Genomic DNA, 14,904 nt, shown 5'->3' with positions numbered 1-14,904 from the left:
GATCATGGACGGAGCATTTATCGGGTCAGTAGTATTTGAATTTATAGGAGTCTTTTTCAGATGGTTGTACATTGCTTTCAAAAGAAAGATTAAAGGTAAAGATGTAGCAAGTTTTAGCAGAGTTTGGAAAGGGAGGAACAGCGATGATTTTGGAAGTAACTTCGAGTACGGCATCTCTAACATACTTTTAGGAATGATTATTACTATAGCTATCGTCTTCGTTCTTAAGCTTTTTTTTGGCTAAAGTACCCATGAGAAGATGTTTATAGAGGTAGTCATGTTTAAGTTTACTGGTTTTCTTCTTTAAGATTGGCTCCCTCACCCGAGTCCCTCTTTCTGGAGCAGTTGCTCGATCTGTTGTTTAGAAAGGTTTTCTAGCTGGCTTTTGTCGTAGATGGAGACCAGGTAGACCTTTTCCTGTACTACCTTCACGCAAGTGATGACCCTAGCCCCACCGGACTTACCCTTGCCTTTGGAAGCAATAGCCAGCCGTACTTTGTAGAGATCATGACCCAGTGAGGTGCCGGTAGTGGGGTTGTCGGCCAGCTCTTCACCGAGTGCCTTCAGCTCTCCTCTCAATGAGCGGTACTTCCGGATAAGCTTCTTGGCTTCCTTCTGGAAGTAATCCGTGGCAATAACGTTATAGCTCATCCAAGAAGTCGTTGAGCGGGGTTCCTTTTCTTTTGCCCTCTTCTATCTGCTTCACTTCGCGTAAGCCCTGGGCAATGCCCTGCAACACTTGCTGTTCGGTGTCTACCGACTCTTCTTTCACTTTTTCCAATCCTAGTTTCTGTACCAGTTCGGTGAAGAAAGCGTACTGGCTGTCCGGAATGTTGAGCGTAATCTGTTTCATCAGGCAAAGGCTTGTTTGGCTTTCACGTTCTGCAAAAGACCGTCCAGGGCGTAGAGGATATAGTCCTTGTCTTTCTCAGGCAGGTTGTTGAGTTCCTGCAATCGCTGTAGCATAGAGGGGTTCTTGAACAGTTCAGCATCTTCGGTTTCCCCCAACAAGTACCCTACAGTGGTATCCAGAAAGCCCGCAATCTTCTGAGCCGCTTCAATACTGGGCTTCATCTCATCGCGTTCGTAGCGACCGATGACCGAAACGGAAGTATGAAGCAACTTAGCCAAGTCACCCTGGCTCATCTTTCTATCTTTTCGTAGGGCAGCTATTTTCTTTCCAAAGGTATTCATAAGATAACACTTAAAAGGGCTATAAGAACCCTGTTTTACGGTATAAGACCAAATATACGAACCTAATGTGAGCTAAAAAAGTTGAAAAAGTTTGTTCGTAAGCTTTAATAGAGTAGTTTTGAACCGGATACGAGCTAAATAACTTTTTATCACCAATCAAAAAGCCTATGCATCCCGAAGACCAACGCCAGTTAGAACGCCATCTGGGCCGCCTGTTCAGCGAGAGTTTAAATCTTAGTCAACCGCTCGCCATGCTCCATTTGCTGCGCGAGAAGATTGCCGATGGCGGCTACCAATCTTTCCACCAAGCCGAGATCATGGACGAGCTAGGTAAGTTACAACACCGCTTGGGAGAGGTAAACCGCCAGATGCTTCCCGTGGCTGATTTACTCAAGCAAAAAGGATAAGGAAAGTAGTACGATGGAGATTGCTGAAATCAAAGCCCGTCTATCGATCCAAACGGTGCTTTCGCACTACGGCCTGAAGGTCAACCAAAGCAACATGCTGTGCTGTCCGTTCCATGCGGACAAAACGCCCAGTATGCAAATCTACCCCAAAACCAATACGGCCTACTGCTTTTCTACGGCCTGTAGACTACACGGCAAGAAGCTCGATGTGATTGATCTGATCCAAGAGCACGAGCAACTCACCCAACACCGAGCGATTCTAAAAGCCCAACAGATGATCGAACCTACTCAACCACCTTCCGATACTTCCGATGAAAGAAAGAACGCCGGTATTCCCCACGAAGGGAAAGCGTTGTCCCGCACGGCGGTCTTGACCAAGTTCTACCAAAGCTGCTTGCAAGGTATGACCCGCAGCCTGAAAGCCCAACAGTACGCCCAAGACCGGCAGCTGAACTACGAGTACCTGGGTATCGGCTTTATCAGTGCTGACTTCGGTAGAAGCTGGAACGACCCCTTGAAACAGAGTGCCGTGAAGCTCGGGCTGATGCAGGAGCGCAAAGGCAAGATCGTCCCCAAGCTACGCAGTTGTTTGATGCTTCCCATGAAGAACGCGGCGGGCAAGGTCGTAGACATCTACGCCCGTAGTTTGCAGGACGACAGCTACCCGCGTCACTTCTACTTACCCCAGGGGCAACAGGGCTTGTACCCGCACTACCCCAAGCCCGAGACCGAACGGCTGGTCCTGACCGAAAGCCTACTGGATGCCGCTACGCTACTGCAGGACAAAAGCCTCAGTCAGGTATACGGCATGCTAGCATTGTACGGCACCAACGGTTTTACGAAAGAACACGAACAGGCGATCCAAGGCTTAGCCAATCTACAAGAGATCATCTTCTTTCTGGATGGGGACGAAGCCGGACGCAAAGCCGTGGCTAAGTACGCCGACCAGTTGCAAGCCCTTCGTCCGGATGTCAAACTTACCGCCGTGGCTACTCCCGAGGGCGAAGACGTGAACAGCTTGCTCCAGGGACATACGCCGGTGATCTTGGAACACCTATTGAACGAACGACAAGCGATCGGTAGTCCTACGCTTTTTCTTTCATCGGAAAAGACACCGGAAGCAAGTCCGGTTGCCCCACCGTTGACAGACGACTCGGCAGCCACCCAACCGCCCTCGGAAGAAACCAGTCCGTCTTCGGAGTACCGGTTGCACACCGAGAATACCGAGCTGTTGTTTTTTACCAGCCCCTGGCTACAGGTTACCGTGCTGGGGGGCATTAAGATTGCGGGCCTGGACCGCTTGCGGGTGACCGTCAAGGTAGAGCCCGCCCAAGCTACTCCGGGCAAAAGACATCTACCGGTACGGCATTCGCTGGACTTGTACCATTCGGGGCAGGTGCAGCAACTGGTCATCCAGGTAGCCGAACGTTTGGAAGTCAGCAGCCGGGAAGCGATGTACACCCTCTCCGAGCTGACGGCCTCACTGGAACGCTATCGTCACCGGCGACTGGAAGCCTTGCAACCGAAGGCCGAAGAAAAGCCCACCCTGAGCGGGGCCGAAAAGCAAGCAGCGTTGGACTACCTACAATCCCCGCAGCTGCTCACGCGCCTGTCCTCCGACATTCGGGCCACGGGGCTGATCGGGGAAGAGACCAACGCCTTGATTGCCTACCTGGTCTACACCAGCCGCAAGCGGGAAAGCCCCTTGCACCTGATGTGTTTGGGCCAGAGCGGGACGGGCAAAACCTACCTGCAAGAGAAAGTGAGTGCGCTGATGCCCGAAGAAGAACGGCTGGAGATCACCACGCTGTCCGAGAACGCCTTCTACTACTTCCAGCGCGAAGAGTTGAAGGGCAAACTGATCCTGATAGAAGACCTGGACGGGGCGGAAGGAGTGCTCTATCCACTTCGCGAACTCCAGAGTAAAAAGCGCATCAGCAAGACGGTCACCCTGAAAGACAACAAGGGCAACCTCAAGACCGTGAGCCTACGCGTCGAGGGGCCGGTGTCGGTGAGCGGTTGTACTACCCGCGAGAAGCTCTACGAAGACAACGCCAATCGGTGTTTGCTACTCTACGTAGACCAAAGCGATACCCAAGACGGCCAGATCATGGCCTACCAACGAAAGCTCAGTGCCGGACTGGTGAACGCCGGGGAACAACACACCCTGATCCATCAGCTACAGAACGTACAACGCTTGCTACGTCCGATCAAGATCGTCAACCCCTACGCCGAGTTGATTCAGCTACCGCCGCAGGTATTCAAACCGCGTCGTACGATGCTCTTGCTCTTGAGCTTCATTGAAACGGTCACCTTCCTGCACCAGTACCAACGAGAAGTCAAACAGGATGCGACCGGTACGCCCTACCTCCAAACCGCTCCGGACGATGTGGCCGCCGCCTTCCGCTTGCTACGCGAAGTGTTGTTCGCTAAGAGCGACGAGCTCACCCAGGCGAGCCGTAGCTTTTTAGAACAGTTGACCGCTTACACGAAAGAACAGAACCGCGAGACGTTCTACGCCCGCCATGTCCGGAAGCACTTGCGACTCAATCCTAACAATCTCAAGCGGTACCTGCGGGAGCTAGTCAGCTACGGGCAGGTCAAGATCGTGGGTGGCAGTCGGCACAAGGGTTTTGAGTACCAGATCGTAGCCCCAAAGGAATACGAAGGGCTCAAAAGTGCTATTGATGAACAGTTGGCCGCGATCCTGCTGAAGATCAACGAGTCAGTGGGTCAGTAGGTCAGGGGTGGGTCAGTAGCGTTACTGACCCACTCAACTACTTGAAAAACAAGTGCTTACCCCCAGTGGGTCAGCGAAACCAAAAAATGCCTAGGGACCCATTTTCATCTTTGTTCGTAATCAACCTCTGAACGATGCCTTTAAACCAACACTATCACCAACGCTTGTTAGGCTTTGCCGAATGGTTGCAGGCCATGAACTATGCGCAAGTGAACCAAGCGGCCAGCTTGCGCCATACCCAAGAGTTCTTGGTCTGGTTGCAAGAAAACAACCTCACGCAGCTATCCCAGGTCGATAGTCAGACCGTTCGGCAGTTCTTCCGCTACTGCGCCCAGCGCCCCAACAAAACGCGCGGCGGGAGCCTGAGCTTGAACACCCTGCGTAAGTATCGTAACGCCTTGGTGCAACTCTCTCGCTATCTTCGCGACACCGGGCAAGGCAGCCTGGAAGTCTCCTTTCCCTTCCGGGGTTACCGTAGTAAACCCGAACGGCTGATCTTGTCCAAAGCCCAGGTGCAACGTCTCTACGATGCGGCCGACCAGGTAGAAGACCCCGGCGTATTGGGCCATCAGTTGCTGGCCCTGCGGGACCGGGCCATTCTCTCGCTCTGCTACGGCTGCGGCCTTCGGCGCAACGAAGCCCTACAACTGCACATCAACGATGTTCTGCTGGAACGAGGGCTGCTGCACGTACGGGCCGGGAAGAACTATACCGAACGCTACGTGCCGATGGCCAGCGGAGTCGTTCATGACCTACAGCAGTACTTGCAGCTATCGCGTCCTCGGCTGCTACGCCATCAGTCCCACCACGGCTTACTACTGGGTTGGCAGCGCGGTAAACCCTTGTGCGCGGTCTCGGCCGGACGGCGCTTACACCACTGGTGCCAAGTCGCTCGTTTGCCCCCGATGGGATTACACGCGTTGCGCCATAGCATCGCTACCCACCTGTTTGAAAGCGGTATGAAGCTGGAACATATTGCCCGTTTTCTAGGACACCGAAGCTTGGAAGCCACCCAAATCTACACCCATATCCAACCCAACATTAGCGATGAGGAAAAGAGTCTATGAGTACGACAGTGCCACAATCCGGCAAGCCTTAGAGCAGCTCACCGACTACCTGGGCAAGAAGCACTACGCCCCGGATAGCATCCGCATGTACGGCAACTACACCGGCTACTTTTTGGCCTGGGCTGAACGGGACAATCTACCGGCTAGGGAAGTACGTTATCCGGACTTACTAAGCTATATTCACCACCTACAGGACAGTGGCCGCAGTGCCCGGCAGATCAATATGATGCTCGTCGCCATACGTCACTACTATACGATGCTGGCTAGAAAGAAACAGGTCAAGAAGAACCCCGCTTCCGGACTGATCCTGCGAGGGGTAGTACAAGCGGTGCCCAGCGATCTGCTCAGTCGTGACGAACTGGACCAGCTGTACGAACGCTACCCGGTGGTCAACCTGCGCAGTGCCCGCAATAAGATCATGGTCGGCCTGCTAGTGTATCAGGCGGTGACCACGCAAGAACTCAGCTTGCTACGCACCGAACACGTCAACCTCGCCTCCGCTACCCTGCAAGTGCCGGAGAGCAAACGCATCACTGGGCAAGGAGGGCTGAAAGGAAGAGTCTTGAAGCTACAGGCTTCCCAGATACTGCCTCTGCAAGAGTACCTGACGGTGGGCCGTCCGCAGATACTAGACGACATCAGTTCGGACAGGTACTTCTATCGTCCTACCCGCAAACCGGCCAAAATAGACTATGAAGCCATCCAACAGCAGTTGTTCTTTTCCCTGAACGGTTCGGCTTCCATCAAAGCCAGTCTAAAACCCCTGATGGTTGATCTGAGCAAGCTCAACCCTTCGGTCAAACATGCCAAGCAGCTTCGGGCCAGTGTGATCACCGAATGGGTCAAACAGTACGATATCCGACGGGTGCAGTACCTGGCCGGACACAACAGCATCACTAGCACCCAACGCTACCAGTCGGCCAACCTGGAAGAGTTACAGGAAGTAGTCTCTCTGCATCATCCCCTCCAGTAAGGGTAAGTTCATTCCTGCCCAAATAGTGCGGGGGCAGGTTATCCAAAGCGCGCCGGTAGCTTGATACGAAGCCACAAACTTGATGGCGCTTTGGATGTTCTAGCCCCTGCCTCCTGGGGGCTTGGGGGGCGGTAAGCATCCCCCAAGTCAATACTTGGCCTCTACGTGCGGTGGCTTTACGTTCCAAAAGTTACACCCTTGCATTCACTTGGTTAGTTCTCTTTGCTAGTGCGCCGGTAAAGCAGGTTAACAAGGCGGTAGCCGCCTCTCGCGAAGCCGACTGCGAGTGCGAGAGAGGCCGGACAGGAGGCAGCGTAGCGTCCTGGCCGTGAGCGGCAGAGTGAAGCGCAGCGCAACGGCGACCGCGGTCCGAACGAGCCCGCAGGCGAGCACAAACACCGGCAGCAGCTGGACGGGTGGTGACTGAAGCATCGCGAAGTGGCCGACCGGACAGGAGTAGCTGCCATGAAGGCCGACCGAGGAAAAGCAAAAGGCATGACAAGCTGCGCAGCACCCGAAGGGCTGAGCCGTGCTTGTTTCTCTCCTTAATCATCAATACCTCAGAACAAGGGCGGCACAGGCTTAGCGTGACTTTTTGCTGACGACCAAGGCCGGAATACCGCTTGACCTGCGTGCGTAAGCTCGTGCGTCCAGAGGGCGGACTTGTGTCTGGGTGCTGCGGAAGCTCTGTGTTTAGCTATCGATCAAATCCCAACCACTTCTTTCTTTCATCGGAAAACATCGGAAGTGCCACGACAATGAGAAAAATCTTATCTTAGCGCAGGAGACGTTCTTTGCAGGTGGCTGACAGGCAGTGCCAACAAGTTGAGTAGACAAGCCAAAACAGGTCGGTAAGTGTATAAGTTTTGAGTTGAGACAATATGATGCGGTTGTCGGGCGGTGGCTATCTACCGACCCATGTGGACAGCATTGGTCGCCTTATTTGGGGATGGGCAATAGTCCGATGAACAGGATTGATCCGGATGGCGGGTTTGATTGGTACACGAATGATCAGACTGGTGAGCTTCACTATTTTGAAGGAGAGTCAGGAGTAATAGATGGTCATACCTGGATTGCCGATGATAATGCTTCCCTGGCCGAGATTAATAGCGCACTAGACTTTTTTGGTCTATCGGATCAACTTCTAAGTTCTGTGTCTGTTAGTCCATCGTATACAGACTTGGCCTTTGATATAGCATCGGGAGTGGGAAGAGATTTCGTAAATAATATTGCTTATGTAGGTCAAGGAGTTGGAAGACCTATTTGGCACAACTTCGATAGAGAAATCCTGGGAGGTGAAGGTTTTGAGAACGGAGTACTTCCTTACACGTTCGATGAAGCTTGGAATTGGCGTCAAAAAGATCATCTAGATTATAAAGAAACAGTTCATAGAACAGTGGGAACTGTTGTAACAGTTATTTCTGTAGGCTTACCCGGTTCAGCAGTTATAGGCTCATCATCAACCGTAACTAATGTAGTTGGTGGATTTGCTGTTAAACAAACGGCAGGAACTGTCATTAAGAAATCTATCGATTACTCAATAGGTTATCACGAATAGTATGGAGTTTTTAGTCACTTTATTTTTTGAAATTATCTACTTAATTGTTTTAAACTCTATTGGAGCTTCAATTAGATGGGTTTTTAATTGGGGAAAACCTCTTAAAGAATTGATGGACGATAAGCCCTTACTCAATGCATTTTTAGCAGTTGTTTTTCTTTTGATACTAATTCTAATGATATTCGTTTTTGGGAGTAATCATTGAATCAGTAATATACTTTGTACTAACTTTTCCGGGCGCATTTGTTCGTTTGGATGTTTACAGGACGAAAGAAACCTTTTAAAGAGGTTCTAGCTGATGAAGTGTATTTGAATGCCACGATAGGACTTTTGGTACTATTACCAGTTGTAATTTTGATAGTTATATTGTCTAATCAACAGACATAAATCTGGTAGGCTTTTGGAATATGGAAGTCCTATTTGAAATATTCGTTACCTACCTTTTGAGTTATCCTGGCGCGTTTATACGTTGGATAATGAGTGGGGGTAAGAAAAGCTTTTCTCAGATCAAGGAAGATACTTTTTGGAACTCAGTAGTGGCCATCATTGCTTTCTCAGCCATTGTCTTACTGATTGCCTATGGCTCAAGGATGTGGTCAAGTGAGTAGAGTCACAGTCTAATGCACTAGTTCATGTTTGAGGCTGCTTTTGGCTTCCAAGGCGAATTCGCTGAGGACGAAACCGTGTGTAGTAAAAAATTGTTACCTTTATCGTAAAGTAAATCACATGGTTATGGAAACGATTATTGCCAGAAAGTATGCGATTATAGAAAAGCTCATGAGGCTTGGCGAAGAAGAAGTAGCAGAGGTAGAAGCCACGATCAACCAGTTTACTGAGGAAGCTTCTATCGACATTGAGCAGTACAATCGAGAGCTAGAAGAAGCAGAAGCCGAGATTGACCGGGGTGAGTTTTATACCCATAAACAAGCGATGGAACGACTAAGCCGATGGAAGAAGAACGAAGGTTGATTGTTTGGAATACCTCGGCCTTAGATCGTTTTGCCGACGAGTTAGAGAGGTTGTCAGCAGCTTCTTATACGAAAGCCGAGGAGGTAGAAGCAGCCGTACTCAATCGCTTACAACAAGCCGTTACCATGCCGGAACGGTACGCCAAAGATAAGTATAAACGAAACAATCCGGGACACTACCGCGCCTTCGAGACCGACGACTACCGCGTTTCGTATCGCTACGATCAAAAGCAGATCAGGGTCTTACGTATCCGGCACGTCCGACAGAAACCACTGTACTATTAACGAACCCTACCTGCCTTTCAGCCCACAGGAAGCGAGAGCTAGAACGTCCAAAGTGCGATCAAGTTTACGGTTTTGAATCGAGCCATCGACACGCTTTGGATAATCGCGCGATGACCGCCTACTACCCCCCCTAATGTTTTATCAAACCGTTGACCGATAAAAGCGCAGGAAACCACAACCGCACAGAGAACATCCGGCTTGTTTCTTTCTCTGGAAAAGGGTGCTTTGGCGAATAAATACCTGCACAAAAGTGGACAGCAAGTCATTGATAATTAGTACGAAAGTAGGTGTGGTTTTCAGAAGGTGCGACTTCCAATGGAAGCAATGGCCAGGCGTAGTTTGTACAGATCATGACCGAACGGAGTGCCGGTGGTAGGGCTGTCAGACAGTTCTTCACCGAGTGCTTCCAGTTCCCCTCTCAATGAGCGGTACTTTCTAGTCAGCTTCTTTGCTTCCTTCTAGAAGCGATCAGTGGCAACAACGCTATAGCTCATCCAAGAAGTCGTTGAGCGGGGTTCCTTTTCGCTTGCCCTCTTCTATCTGCTTCACTTCGCGCAAGCCCTGAGCAATGCCCTCCAACACTTGCTGTTCGGTGTCTACGGACTCCTCTTTCACTTTTTCCAGTCCTAGTTTCTGCACTAGTTCGTTAAAAGAAATCGGTGTAAGTCTCAAAGAGTACGCTGGTGAACGGCGCGGATATTGAAGTAGACCGAGGCTACCGGGTGAAGAAACAGGATATGCAGCAAAACCAAAGCACCTACTACATCCGCGATGCCAGTGGTAATCTATTGAGTATCTACGAACACGATGAGAGCCAAGCGGGTACCTCCCCCGAACCCGTAGAAGTACTGATCTACGGCAGCAGTCGGTTGGGCTTTTTCCGTCCTGACCCCATCGCGTTGAACGAGCATTTAGTTTACTACGATGACGATCAGGTGAAGAGCAGCTACGAAACTAAATCGTATGTGTTAGTAGAGGGAGCCAGCATGACTTTGACCGAAGGCTTTGAAGTGAGTTATCAGAATGCCCGCGAAGAGGAGTTCAGCATCAGCTTTCACGAGCCGAATACCCTATAGGGTGGCCAATTAAGCAAGAATTTGTATGTGCTTAGTATAGCTTTTACCGCCAGTTCAAGCCGCTATTTCCCATTTATTCAAGATGTAAAATAAAGGATAAAGTTACGTCTACTTTTTCAATAATTTAATTGTTTTTAAGTTTGTGATAGTTGTAAAATAATGAATATTAAAAAATTAGTGATAATGAAAAAATATCTACTCGTAGCTATCTTTTTATCCTTTTCGCTTGTTTCGCTAGGATAGTCCACGTGTTCGGAAGCCGTCAATGCTACTGTCGGCAACAACTCTCTCCCAACTACTACCAATGATCACTACTGGTATCGCTATACGATGCCGAGCGATAGCAGGCTGGAGATTACGTCCTCTTCGTCAGAGTTTTTAGAAGTATATAGTGGTGATTGTACTTATCTGCAGTATGAACACTATGGTTACGGTAACTCTACTGTAATCTCACTTAGTGGTGGTGATGAGGTGTTCATTAAGTGGCATATTTCTGAGGGGGGAGATTTTGATTGGAACATGTCATTAAGCTCATTAGCAACGGGGGACAATTGCCCGTTAGCTGCCACGGTTATTTCTGGAACTAATACGCTTCCGCTACTACTGCTGGCTATTACTGGTACGAGTACACCATGACTACTGATGGGAGGTTATTGATTAACGCTAGTTCAACCAACTCTTTAGAAGTCTATAATGGTAGCTGTGAGAATTTACAGTATCAGGAGTTTGGAAATAGCGGTAATGCAACAGTAACTACCCTCAGTAGTGGTGATAAAGTCTTTATCAAATGGCTATTTACGATGGTGGTAATTTTGATTAGGATTTATCAGAAAGCCCGTTAACCGCCGGCGACGATTGCTCATTGGCCACTACGGCAGTTTCTGGCACTAATTCCTTACCCGCAACACTTAATACGAAGTATTGGTATAAATATACCATGCCCAGTGAAGGTAAACTACAGATAAGTTCTACTACTTCATCTGTTAGCGTGTACAGTAATACCTGTAATGATCTCCACTTTGAAGATAATGATGATGGAAGCGCAGTTGTTACTACTCTTGCCAGCGGTGATGAAGTATTTATTGAGTGGGAAACAAATGGAGTAGGTAGTTTTGACTGGGATATATTGATAACTCCCCTTGAAGCGGGTGATAACCGTTCCTTAGCCACTACGGCAACCACGGGAGCTAATGCGCTTCCTACTACAACAAGTCCTACTTATTGGTATGCGTATACCTTGCCAAGTGAGGGAAAGTTAGAAGTTAGCTCTGAAACTTCCTACTATGTAAGAATATACAGAGGTACCTGTGATGGATTATCTGAAGTAGCAAATGGCTACGATAGTACTTCTTCTACTATCTTTAATAATGGAGAGACCGTTTTTATACAATGGAATACAGCAAAGAGTGGCGATTTCAACTGGAATGTAAAAGTAGTTCCATTATCATCAGGTGACAACTGTGCATTGGCCTCAACGGCCGTAATAGGAATGAATACTACCCCAGCTGCCCCCTATTGGTATGAGTATACAGTGCCAGCTTCCGCCAATTACACTATTTCATCGGTTGGTACTACGACTGTTGATACATACCTGTACGTTTACTCAGATTGTAACGAAACGCTCATTGACTACAATGATGATTTTTCGGATTTTCAATCAGAGTTGACATTGAGCCTGACAGAGGGTAATACTATCTATATACTATGGGACGATGTGTATTCGTCAGATGATTTCGAGTGGGCACTATCAAGTGATGCCCCAATGAAAACCGCTCAGCAAATCACTTTTAATTCGTTACCTGATAGATCATTGGCTGATAATACGAATACATTTGAACTAACCGCCACCGCCACCGCCAGCTCTGGCTTAGCTGTGGCCTACACTTCTTCAGATGAAACAATAGCGACTATCTCAAGCAATATAGTAACGATTGTTGGGGTAGGTACTACTACAATCACTGCCATTCAGCCTGGAGACGACACGTACCAGTCTGCTACCGATGTCTCTCAATATCTAACGGTTACGGCAGCACACCAACAAGCTGAAGTAAATTGTTCTGGGCTTACGGCAAACATAGTAGAAAGGGTTGATATTACTTGCAATGGGGCATCCAATGGAAGTCTCACTGTGTCAATCGAGGGGGGCAGCCTCCGTACCAGTACAGTATAGATAACACCAACTTTCAAGAAACAGCTAATTTTGCAGACTTAAAGGCTGGTAAGTACTTCATTACAGTGAAAGATTCTGACGGATGTTCAGCTATGGTAGAAGACAGCTTACTTAATCCTGAACCTTTAGCAATAGCGGCTCAAACTAGTTCATCAACCGATCATACACCAAATGGAAGTATTTCCCTAAGTGTCACCGGTGGAATAGCACCTTACAATTATGAATGGAGTAACAATGCTACTACAGCATTTATTAGTGATCCTGCACCAGGAGATTTCAGTATTACTGTGACTGATGCAGTTGGCTGTACTTCTGCAGCTAACTTTTTTGTAGATGGAGTGACTTCCGTACAGCCACTGGAGGAGGAAAAAATATTAGTCTATCCGAATCCAAATTATGGTAAGTTGTATGTCGACCTTTCCTCAAAGGCTAAGAAAAATAAAGTCACACTTTATGATATGATGGGGCAAAAGGTAATCGAGCGTAGCTTACAATATGGTCAAAATATAATCTATACTAAAAACATTAAATCTGGTAACTACTTATTAAGATTTAATGATGGACGCAGTCAGCGAGTTGTGATCAGATAGGCCTAGTGCTTTGTCAAGTTTGATTTTAAGGGTATAGCGAGTTGCGGGTGAGCGGGTTGCGAGTTACGCATCGCAGATAACCCGCAACCCGCTCGCTCGCAACTCATCGTCCCTGACCAAGGCACTGAGGACATCGTTTACCTTCAATTTCAAACTTGACAGAGTACTAGGTAGTGATATATAGATTTTAGCTATACGGCTAACTAAAGGGTATCCTCTAACAGGTGTTCATACAGATGCTGAATTAAGACTCGAGTCCTTGTTAGATTTAATTCTCAACTAGTTCCACAAGTTTTTTTACATTCTTTCAAACCCTTTTTAGAGGTTTTTTTTTGTTTCTGGGCACTTTTTACTTTCCCAAATTTTTAGGACAGCATGCCCCAAAACTATGCGGCTATCAGAGAAATCGGGCAGAACCTGCTGAAAATACAAACTTCGTAAAGTATCGATGTCAGTTGTACAATGGGAAGCACCACCGTGCAGGGTAGGCCCCAACCGAAGATAGCATAAATTTAGATGCATTTGCTCTGGACTTCATAGCAAGCAGTTAGTAACTTACTTTAAGAATCAGTATTTTTGCCCCCGTTTATTAATGAAGTAATCATCTATTATGGAACAGGCCGTAGCACAACCCTTGTCAGAACGTATTCAAAAGTTAGCCGAATCGGCGACCATTGCCATGGCTCAGAAAGCCCGAGAGTATAAAGCCAAAGGCATTAATGTAATCAGTCTTAGCTTAGGTGAACCCGATTTTAAGACTCCTCAGCACATTCAAGAAGCGGCCAAGGCTGCCATTGATGAGGGTAAATACTTCGGTTACTCGCCAGTACCCGGTTATCTGGATTTGCGACAAGCCATAGCCGATAAGCTTCAGCGGGATAATAACTTAACGTACAGCCCTAATCAGATTGTAGTTTCTACCGGAGCCAAACAGTCTATCGCCAACGTATTTATGTGCTTGCTCAACCCGGGCGATGAAGTGATTGTATACGCCCCGTATTGGGTGAGCTACGCCGAAATTATTAAAGTAGCCGAAGGAGTGCCCGTACCAATTGTGGGAACGCTAGAAAATAATTTTAAAGCTACTACCGAGCAGTTGAAGGAAGCCATTACCTCCCGAACCAAAGCAGTTATTTTCTCTTCGCCCAGCAACCCTACCGGATCGGTGTTCACGCGGGAAGAGATGGAAGCTATGGCTGATGTACTTCGTCAGCACCCTAACATTTACGTGGTGGCCGATGAGATTTATGAGTTTATCAATTTTCAGAATGAACACGTGAGTATTGCCGCTCTGCCGGGCATGTACGATAATACGGTTACGATCAACGGATTTTCTAAAGGCTACGCCATGACGGGTTGGCGACTGGGCTACATTGCCGCTCCCGAGTGGATCGCGAAAGCCTGTGGGAAAATTCAAGGGCAGTTTACCTCCGGCCCCAACAGCATTACCCAACGGGCTGCCATTGCCGCCTTAACCGGTGATATGTCTTCAACCCAAGAAATGAAAGCGGCTTACCAACGGCGGCGCGATTTGGTACTGGAATTGCTGCAAGATGTTCCCGGAGTAGAAACCTACGTGCCTACCGGAGCCTTTTATCTCTTCCCTGATATTAGTGCGTACTTCGGCAAGTCTGATGGTGAAACTACTATCGAGAATGCTAGCGATCTCTGCATGTATATTCTTAATAAAGCCCACGTATCGCTGGTAACTGGGGAAGCCTTCGGCGCCCCCAACTGTATTCGTATGTCATTTGCTGCCTCAGATGAGCAACTGAAAGAAGCCATCGGACGAATAAAAGAAGCATTATCTCAACTTAATTAATACGGAATAAGGAGAAGGGAAAACGGAGGACGAAAAGAGGCAGGCAGAAAACTT

At 48.3% G+C, this 14,904-nt stretch carries 20 protein-coding genes; 13 read left to right on the top strand and 7 right to left on the bottom strand.

Going from position 1 to position 14,904, the window contains the following annotated elements; all coding sequences use genetic code 11:
* Nucleotides 1-318 precede the first annotated feature (318 nt).
* From P0M28_RS10075 to P0M28_RS10065, 3 genes are read right to left on the bottom strand one after another with little or no spacing between them, the layout of a single operon-like run.
* A complete protein-coding gene (locus P0M28_RS10075; protein ID WP_302209790.1) occupies nucleotides 319-651 on the bottom strand; it encodes a type II toxin-antitoxin system RelE/ParE family toxin in 333 nt (110 codons plus the stop codon).
* Nucleotides 641-853, bottom strand: a complete 213-nt coding sequence (locus P0M28_RS10070) for a hypothetical protein (protein ID WP_302209789.1) — start codon at nucleotides 851-853, stop codon at nucleotides 641-643. Before P0M28_RS10070 ends, P0M28_RS10075 begins: the two co-directional genes overlap by 11 nt.
* Entirely contained in the window at nucleotides 853-1,194 is a 342-nt protein-coding gene (locus P0M28_RS10065; RefSeq protein WP_302209788.1) for a helix-turn-helix domain-containing protein, read from the bottom strand. Before P0M28_RS10065 ends, P0M28_RS10070 begins: the two co-directional genes overlap by 1 nt.
* 167 nt (nucleotides 1,195-1,361) lie before the next feature.
* Between P0M28_RS10065 and P0M28_RS10060 the strand changes: the two genes are divergently transcribed.
* The 4 genes from P0M28_RS10060 (at nucleotide 1,362) to P0M28_RS10045 (ending at nucleotide 6,381) form a co-directional block, all read left to right on the top strand.
* Nucleotides 1,362-1,601 (top strand): hypothetical protein, encoded by a 240-nt coding sequence (locus tag P0M28_RS10060; protein WP_302209787.1) that lies wholly within the window; start codon nucleotides 1,362-1,364, stop codon nucleotides 1,599-1,601.
* A gap of 13 nt (nucleotides 1,602-1,614) precedes the next feature.
* A complete protein-coding gene (locus tag P0M28_RS10055) occupies nucleotides 1,615-4,341 on the top strand; it encodes an MTBMA_p00010-related P-loop-containing protein (protein WP_302209785.1) in 2,727 nt (908 codons plus the stop codon).
* A gap of 134 nt (nucleotides 4,342-4,475) precedes the next feature.
* Entirely contained in the window at nucleotides 4,476-5,408 is a 933-nt protein-coding gene (locus P0M28_RS10050; protein ID WP_302209783.1) for a tyrosine-type recombinase/integrase, read from the top strand.
* Entirely contained in the window at nucleotides 5,389-6,381 is a 993-nt protein-coding gene (locus tag P0M28_RS10045) for a tyrosine-type recombinase/integrase (RefSeq protein ID WP_302209782.1), read from the top strand. Before P0M28_RS10050 ends, P0M28_RS10045 begins: the two co-directional genes overlap by 20 nt.
* Nucleotides 6,382-6,571: 190 nt before the next feature.
* Here P0M28_RS10045 and P0M28_RS10040 read toward each other — a convergent pair whose 3' ends face one another.
* Nucleotides 6,572-6,871 carry a hypothetical protein gene (locus P0M28_RS10040; protein WP_302209780.1) on the bottom strand — a complete coding sequence of 100 codons (300 nt, stop codon included), beginning with the start codon at nucleotides 6,869-6,871 and terminating at the stop codon, nucleotides 6,572-6,574.
* A 381-nt stretch (nucleotides 6,872-7,252) separates the two neighbouring features.
* Here P0M28_RS10040 and P0M28_RS10035 point away from each other — a divergent pair, with 381 nt between their 5' ends.
* The 4 genes from P0M28_RS10035 (at nucleotide 7,253) to P0M28_RS10020 (ending at nucleotide 9,192) form a co-directional block, all read left to right on the top strand.
* Entirely contained in the window at nucleotides 7,253-7,939 is a 687-nt protein-coding gene (locus P0M28_RS10035) for an RHS repeat-associated core domain-containing protein (RefSeq protein WP_302209779.1), read from the top strand.
* 407 nt (nucleotides 7,940-8,346) lie between these two features.
* Complete coding sequence (locus P0M28_RS10030) at nucleotides 8,347-8,547, top strand: hypothetical protein (RefSeq protein ID WP_302209778.1); 201 nt, start codon at nucleotides 8,347-8,349, stop codon at nucleotides 8,545-8,547.
* Nucleotides 8,548-8,671: 124 nt separating this feature from the next.
* Nucleotides 8,672-8,908 (top strand): hypothetical protein, encoded by a 237-nt coding sequence (locus P0M28_RS10025; RefSeq protein ID WP_302209776.1) that lies wholly within the window; start codon nucleotides 8,672-8,674, stop codon nucleotides 8,906-8,908.
* Complete coding sequence (locus tag P0M28_RS10020) at nucleotides 8,887-9,192, top strand: type II toxin-antitoxin system RelE/ParE family toxin (protein WP_302209774.1); 306 nt, start codon at nucleotides 8,887-8,889, stop codon at nucleotides 9,190-9,192. Before P0M28_RS10025 ends, P0M28_RS10020 begins: the two co-directional genes overlap by 22 nt.
* A 296-nt stretch (nucleotides 9,193-9,488) precedes the next feature.
* Here the strand turns inward: P0M28_RS10020 and P0M28_RS10015 are convergent, their stop codons facing one another.
* Both P0M28_RS10015 and P0M28_RS10010 read right to left on the bottom strand, forming a co-directional pair.
* Nucleotides 9,489-9,614 (bottom strand): hypothetical protein, encoded by a 126-nt coding sequence (locus tag P0M28_RS10015; protein WP_302209773.1) that lies wholly within the window; start codon nucleotides 9,612-9,614, stop codon nucleotides 9,489-9,491.
* Nucleotides 9,615-9,675: 61 nt separating this feature from the next.
* Nucleotides 9,676-9,864, bottom strand: a complete 189-nt coding sequence (locus P0M28_RS10010; protein ID WP_302209772.1) for a hypothetical protein — start codon at nucleotides 9,862-9,864, stop codon at nucleotides 9,676-9,678.
* 11 nt (nucleotides 9,865-9,875) lie between these two features.
* Between P0M28_RS10010 and P0M28_RS10005 the strand changes: the two genes are divergently transcribed.
* Together P0M28_RS10005 and P0M28_RS10000 are read left to right on the top strand one after the other, a co-directional pair.
* The gene (locus P0M28_RS10005; RefSeq protein WP_302209771.1) at nucleotides 9,876-10,268 is read left to right on the top strand and encodes a hypothetical protein; all 393 of its coding nucleotides are present in this window, start codon (nucleotides 9,876-9,878) and stop codon (nucleotides 10,266-10,268) included.
* A gap of 330 nt (nucleotides 10,269-10,598) precedes the next feature.
* Nucleotides 10,599-10,904 carry a hypothetical protein gene (locus P0M28_RS10000; protein ID WP_302209769.1) on the top strand — a complete coding sequence of 102 codons (306 nt, stop codon included), beginning with the start codon at nucleotides 10,599-10,601 and terminating at the stop codon, nucleotides 10,902-10,904.
* Between the two features lie 180 nt (nucleotides 10,905-11,084).
* Here the strand turns inward: P0M28_RS10000 and P0M28_RS09995 are convergent, their stop codons facing one another.
* Nucleotides 11,085-11,207 carry a hypothetical protein gene (locus P0M28_RS09995; RefSeq protein ID WP_302209767.1) on the bottom strand — a complete coding sequence of 41 codons (123 nt, stop codon included), beginning with the start codon at nucleotides 11,205-11,207 and terminating at the stop codon, nucleotides 11,085-11,087.
* Here P0M28_RS09995 and P0M28_RS09990 point away from each other — a divergent pair.
* From P0M28_RS09990 to P0M28_RS09980, 3 genes are all read left to right on the top strand, one after another.
* A complete protein-coding gene (locus P0M28_RS09990; protein WP_302209766.1) occupies nucleotides 11,206-12,438 on the top strand; it encodes a hypothetical protein in 1,233 nt (410 codons plus the stop codon). The two genes, P0M28_RS09995 and P0M28_RS09990, sit on opposite strands and share 2 nt — an antisense overlap.
* 92 nt (nucleotides 12,439-12,530) lie before the next feature.
* Complete coding sequence (locus tag P0M28_RS09985; RefSeq protein WP_302209765.1) at nucleotides 12,531-13,028, top strand: T9SS type A sorting domain-containing protein; 498 nt, start codon at nucleotides 12,531-12,533, stop codon at nucleotides 13,026-13,028.
* Between the two features lie 610 nt (nucleotides 13,029-13,638).
* Nucleotides 13,639-14,850, top strand: a complete 1,212-nt coding sequence (locus P0M28_RS09980; protein ID WP_302209763.1) for a pyridoxal phosphate-dependent aminotransferase — start codon at nucleotides 13,639-13,641, stop codon at nucleotides 14,848-14,850.
* Nucleotides 14,851-14,904: the final 54 nt, after the last annotated feature.

This window comes from Tunicatimonas pelagia (assembly GCF_030506325.1).
In the GTDB taxonomy this organism is placed as follows: Bacteria; Bacteroidota; Bacteroidia; order Cytophagales; family Cyclobacteriaceae; genus Tunicatimonas; species Tunicatimonas pelagia.
This window is presented reverse-complemented; position numbering and strand designations above follow the sequence as displayed.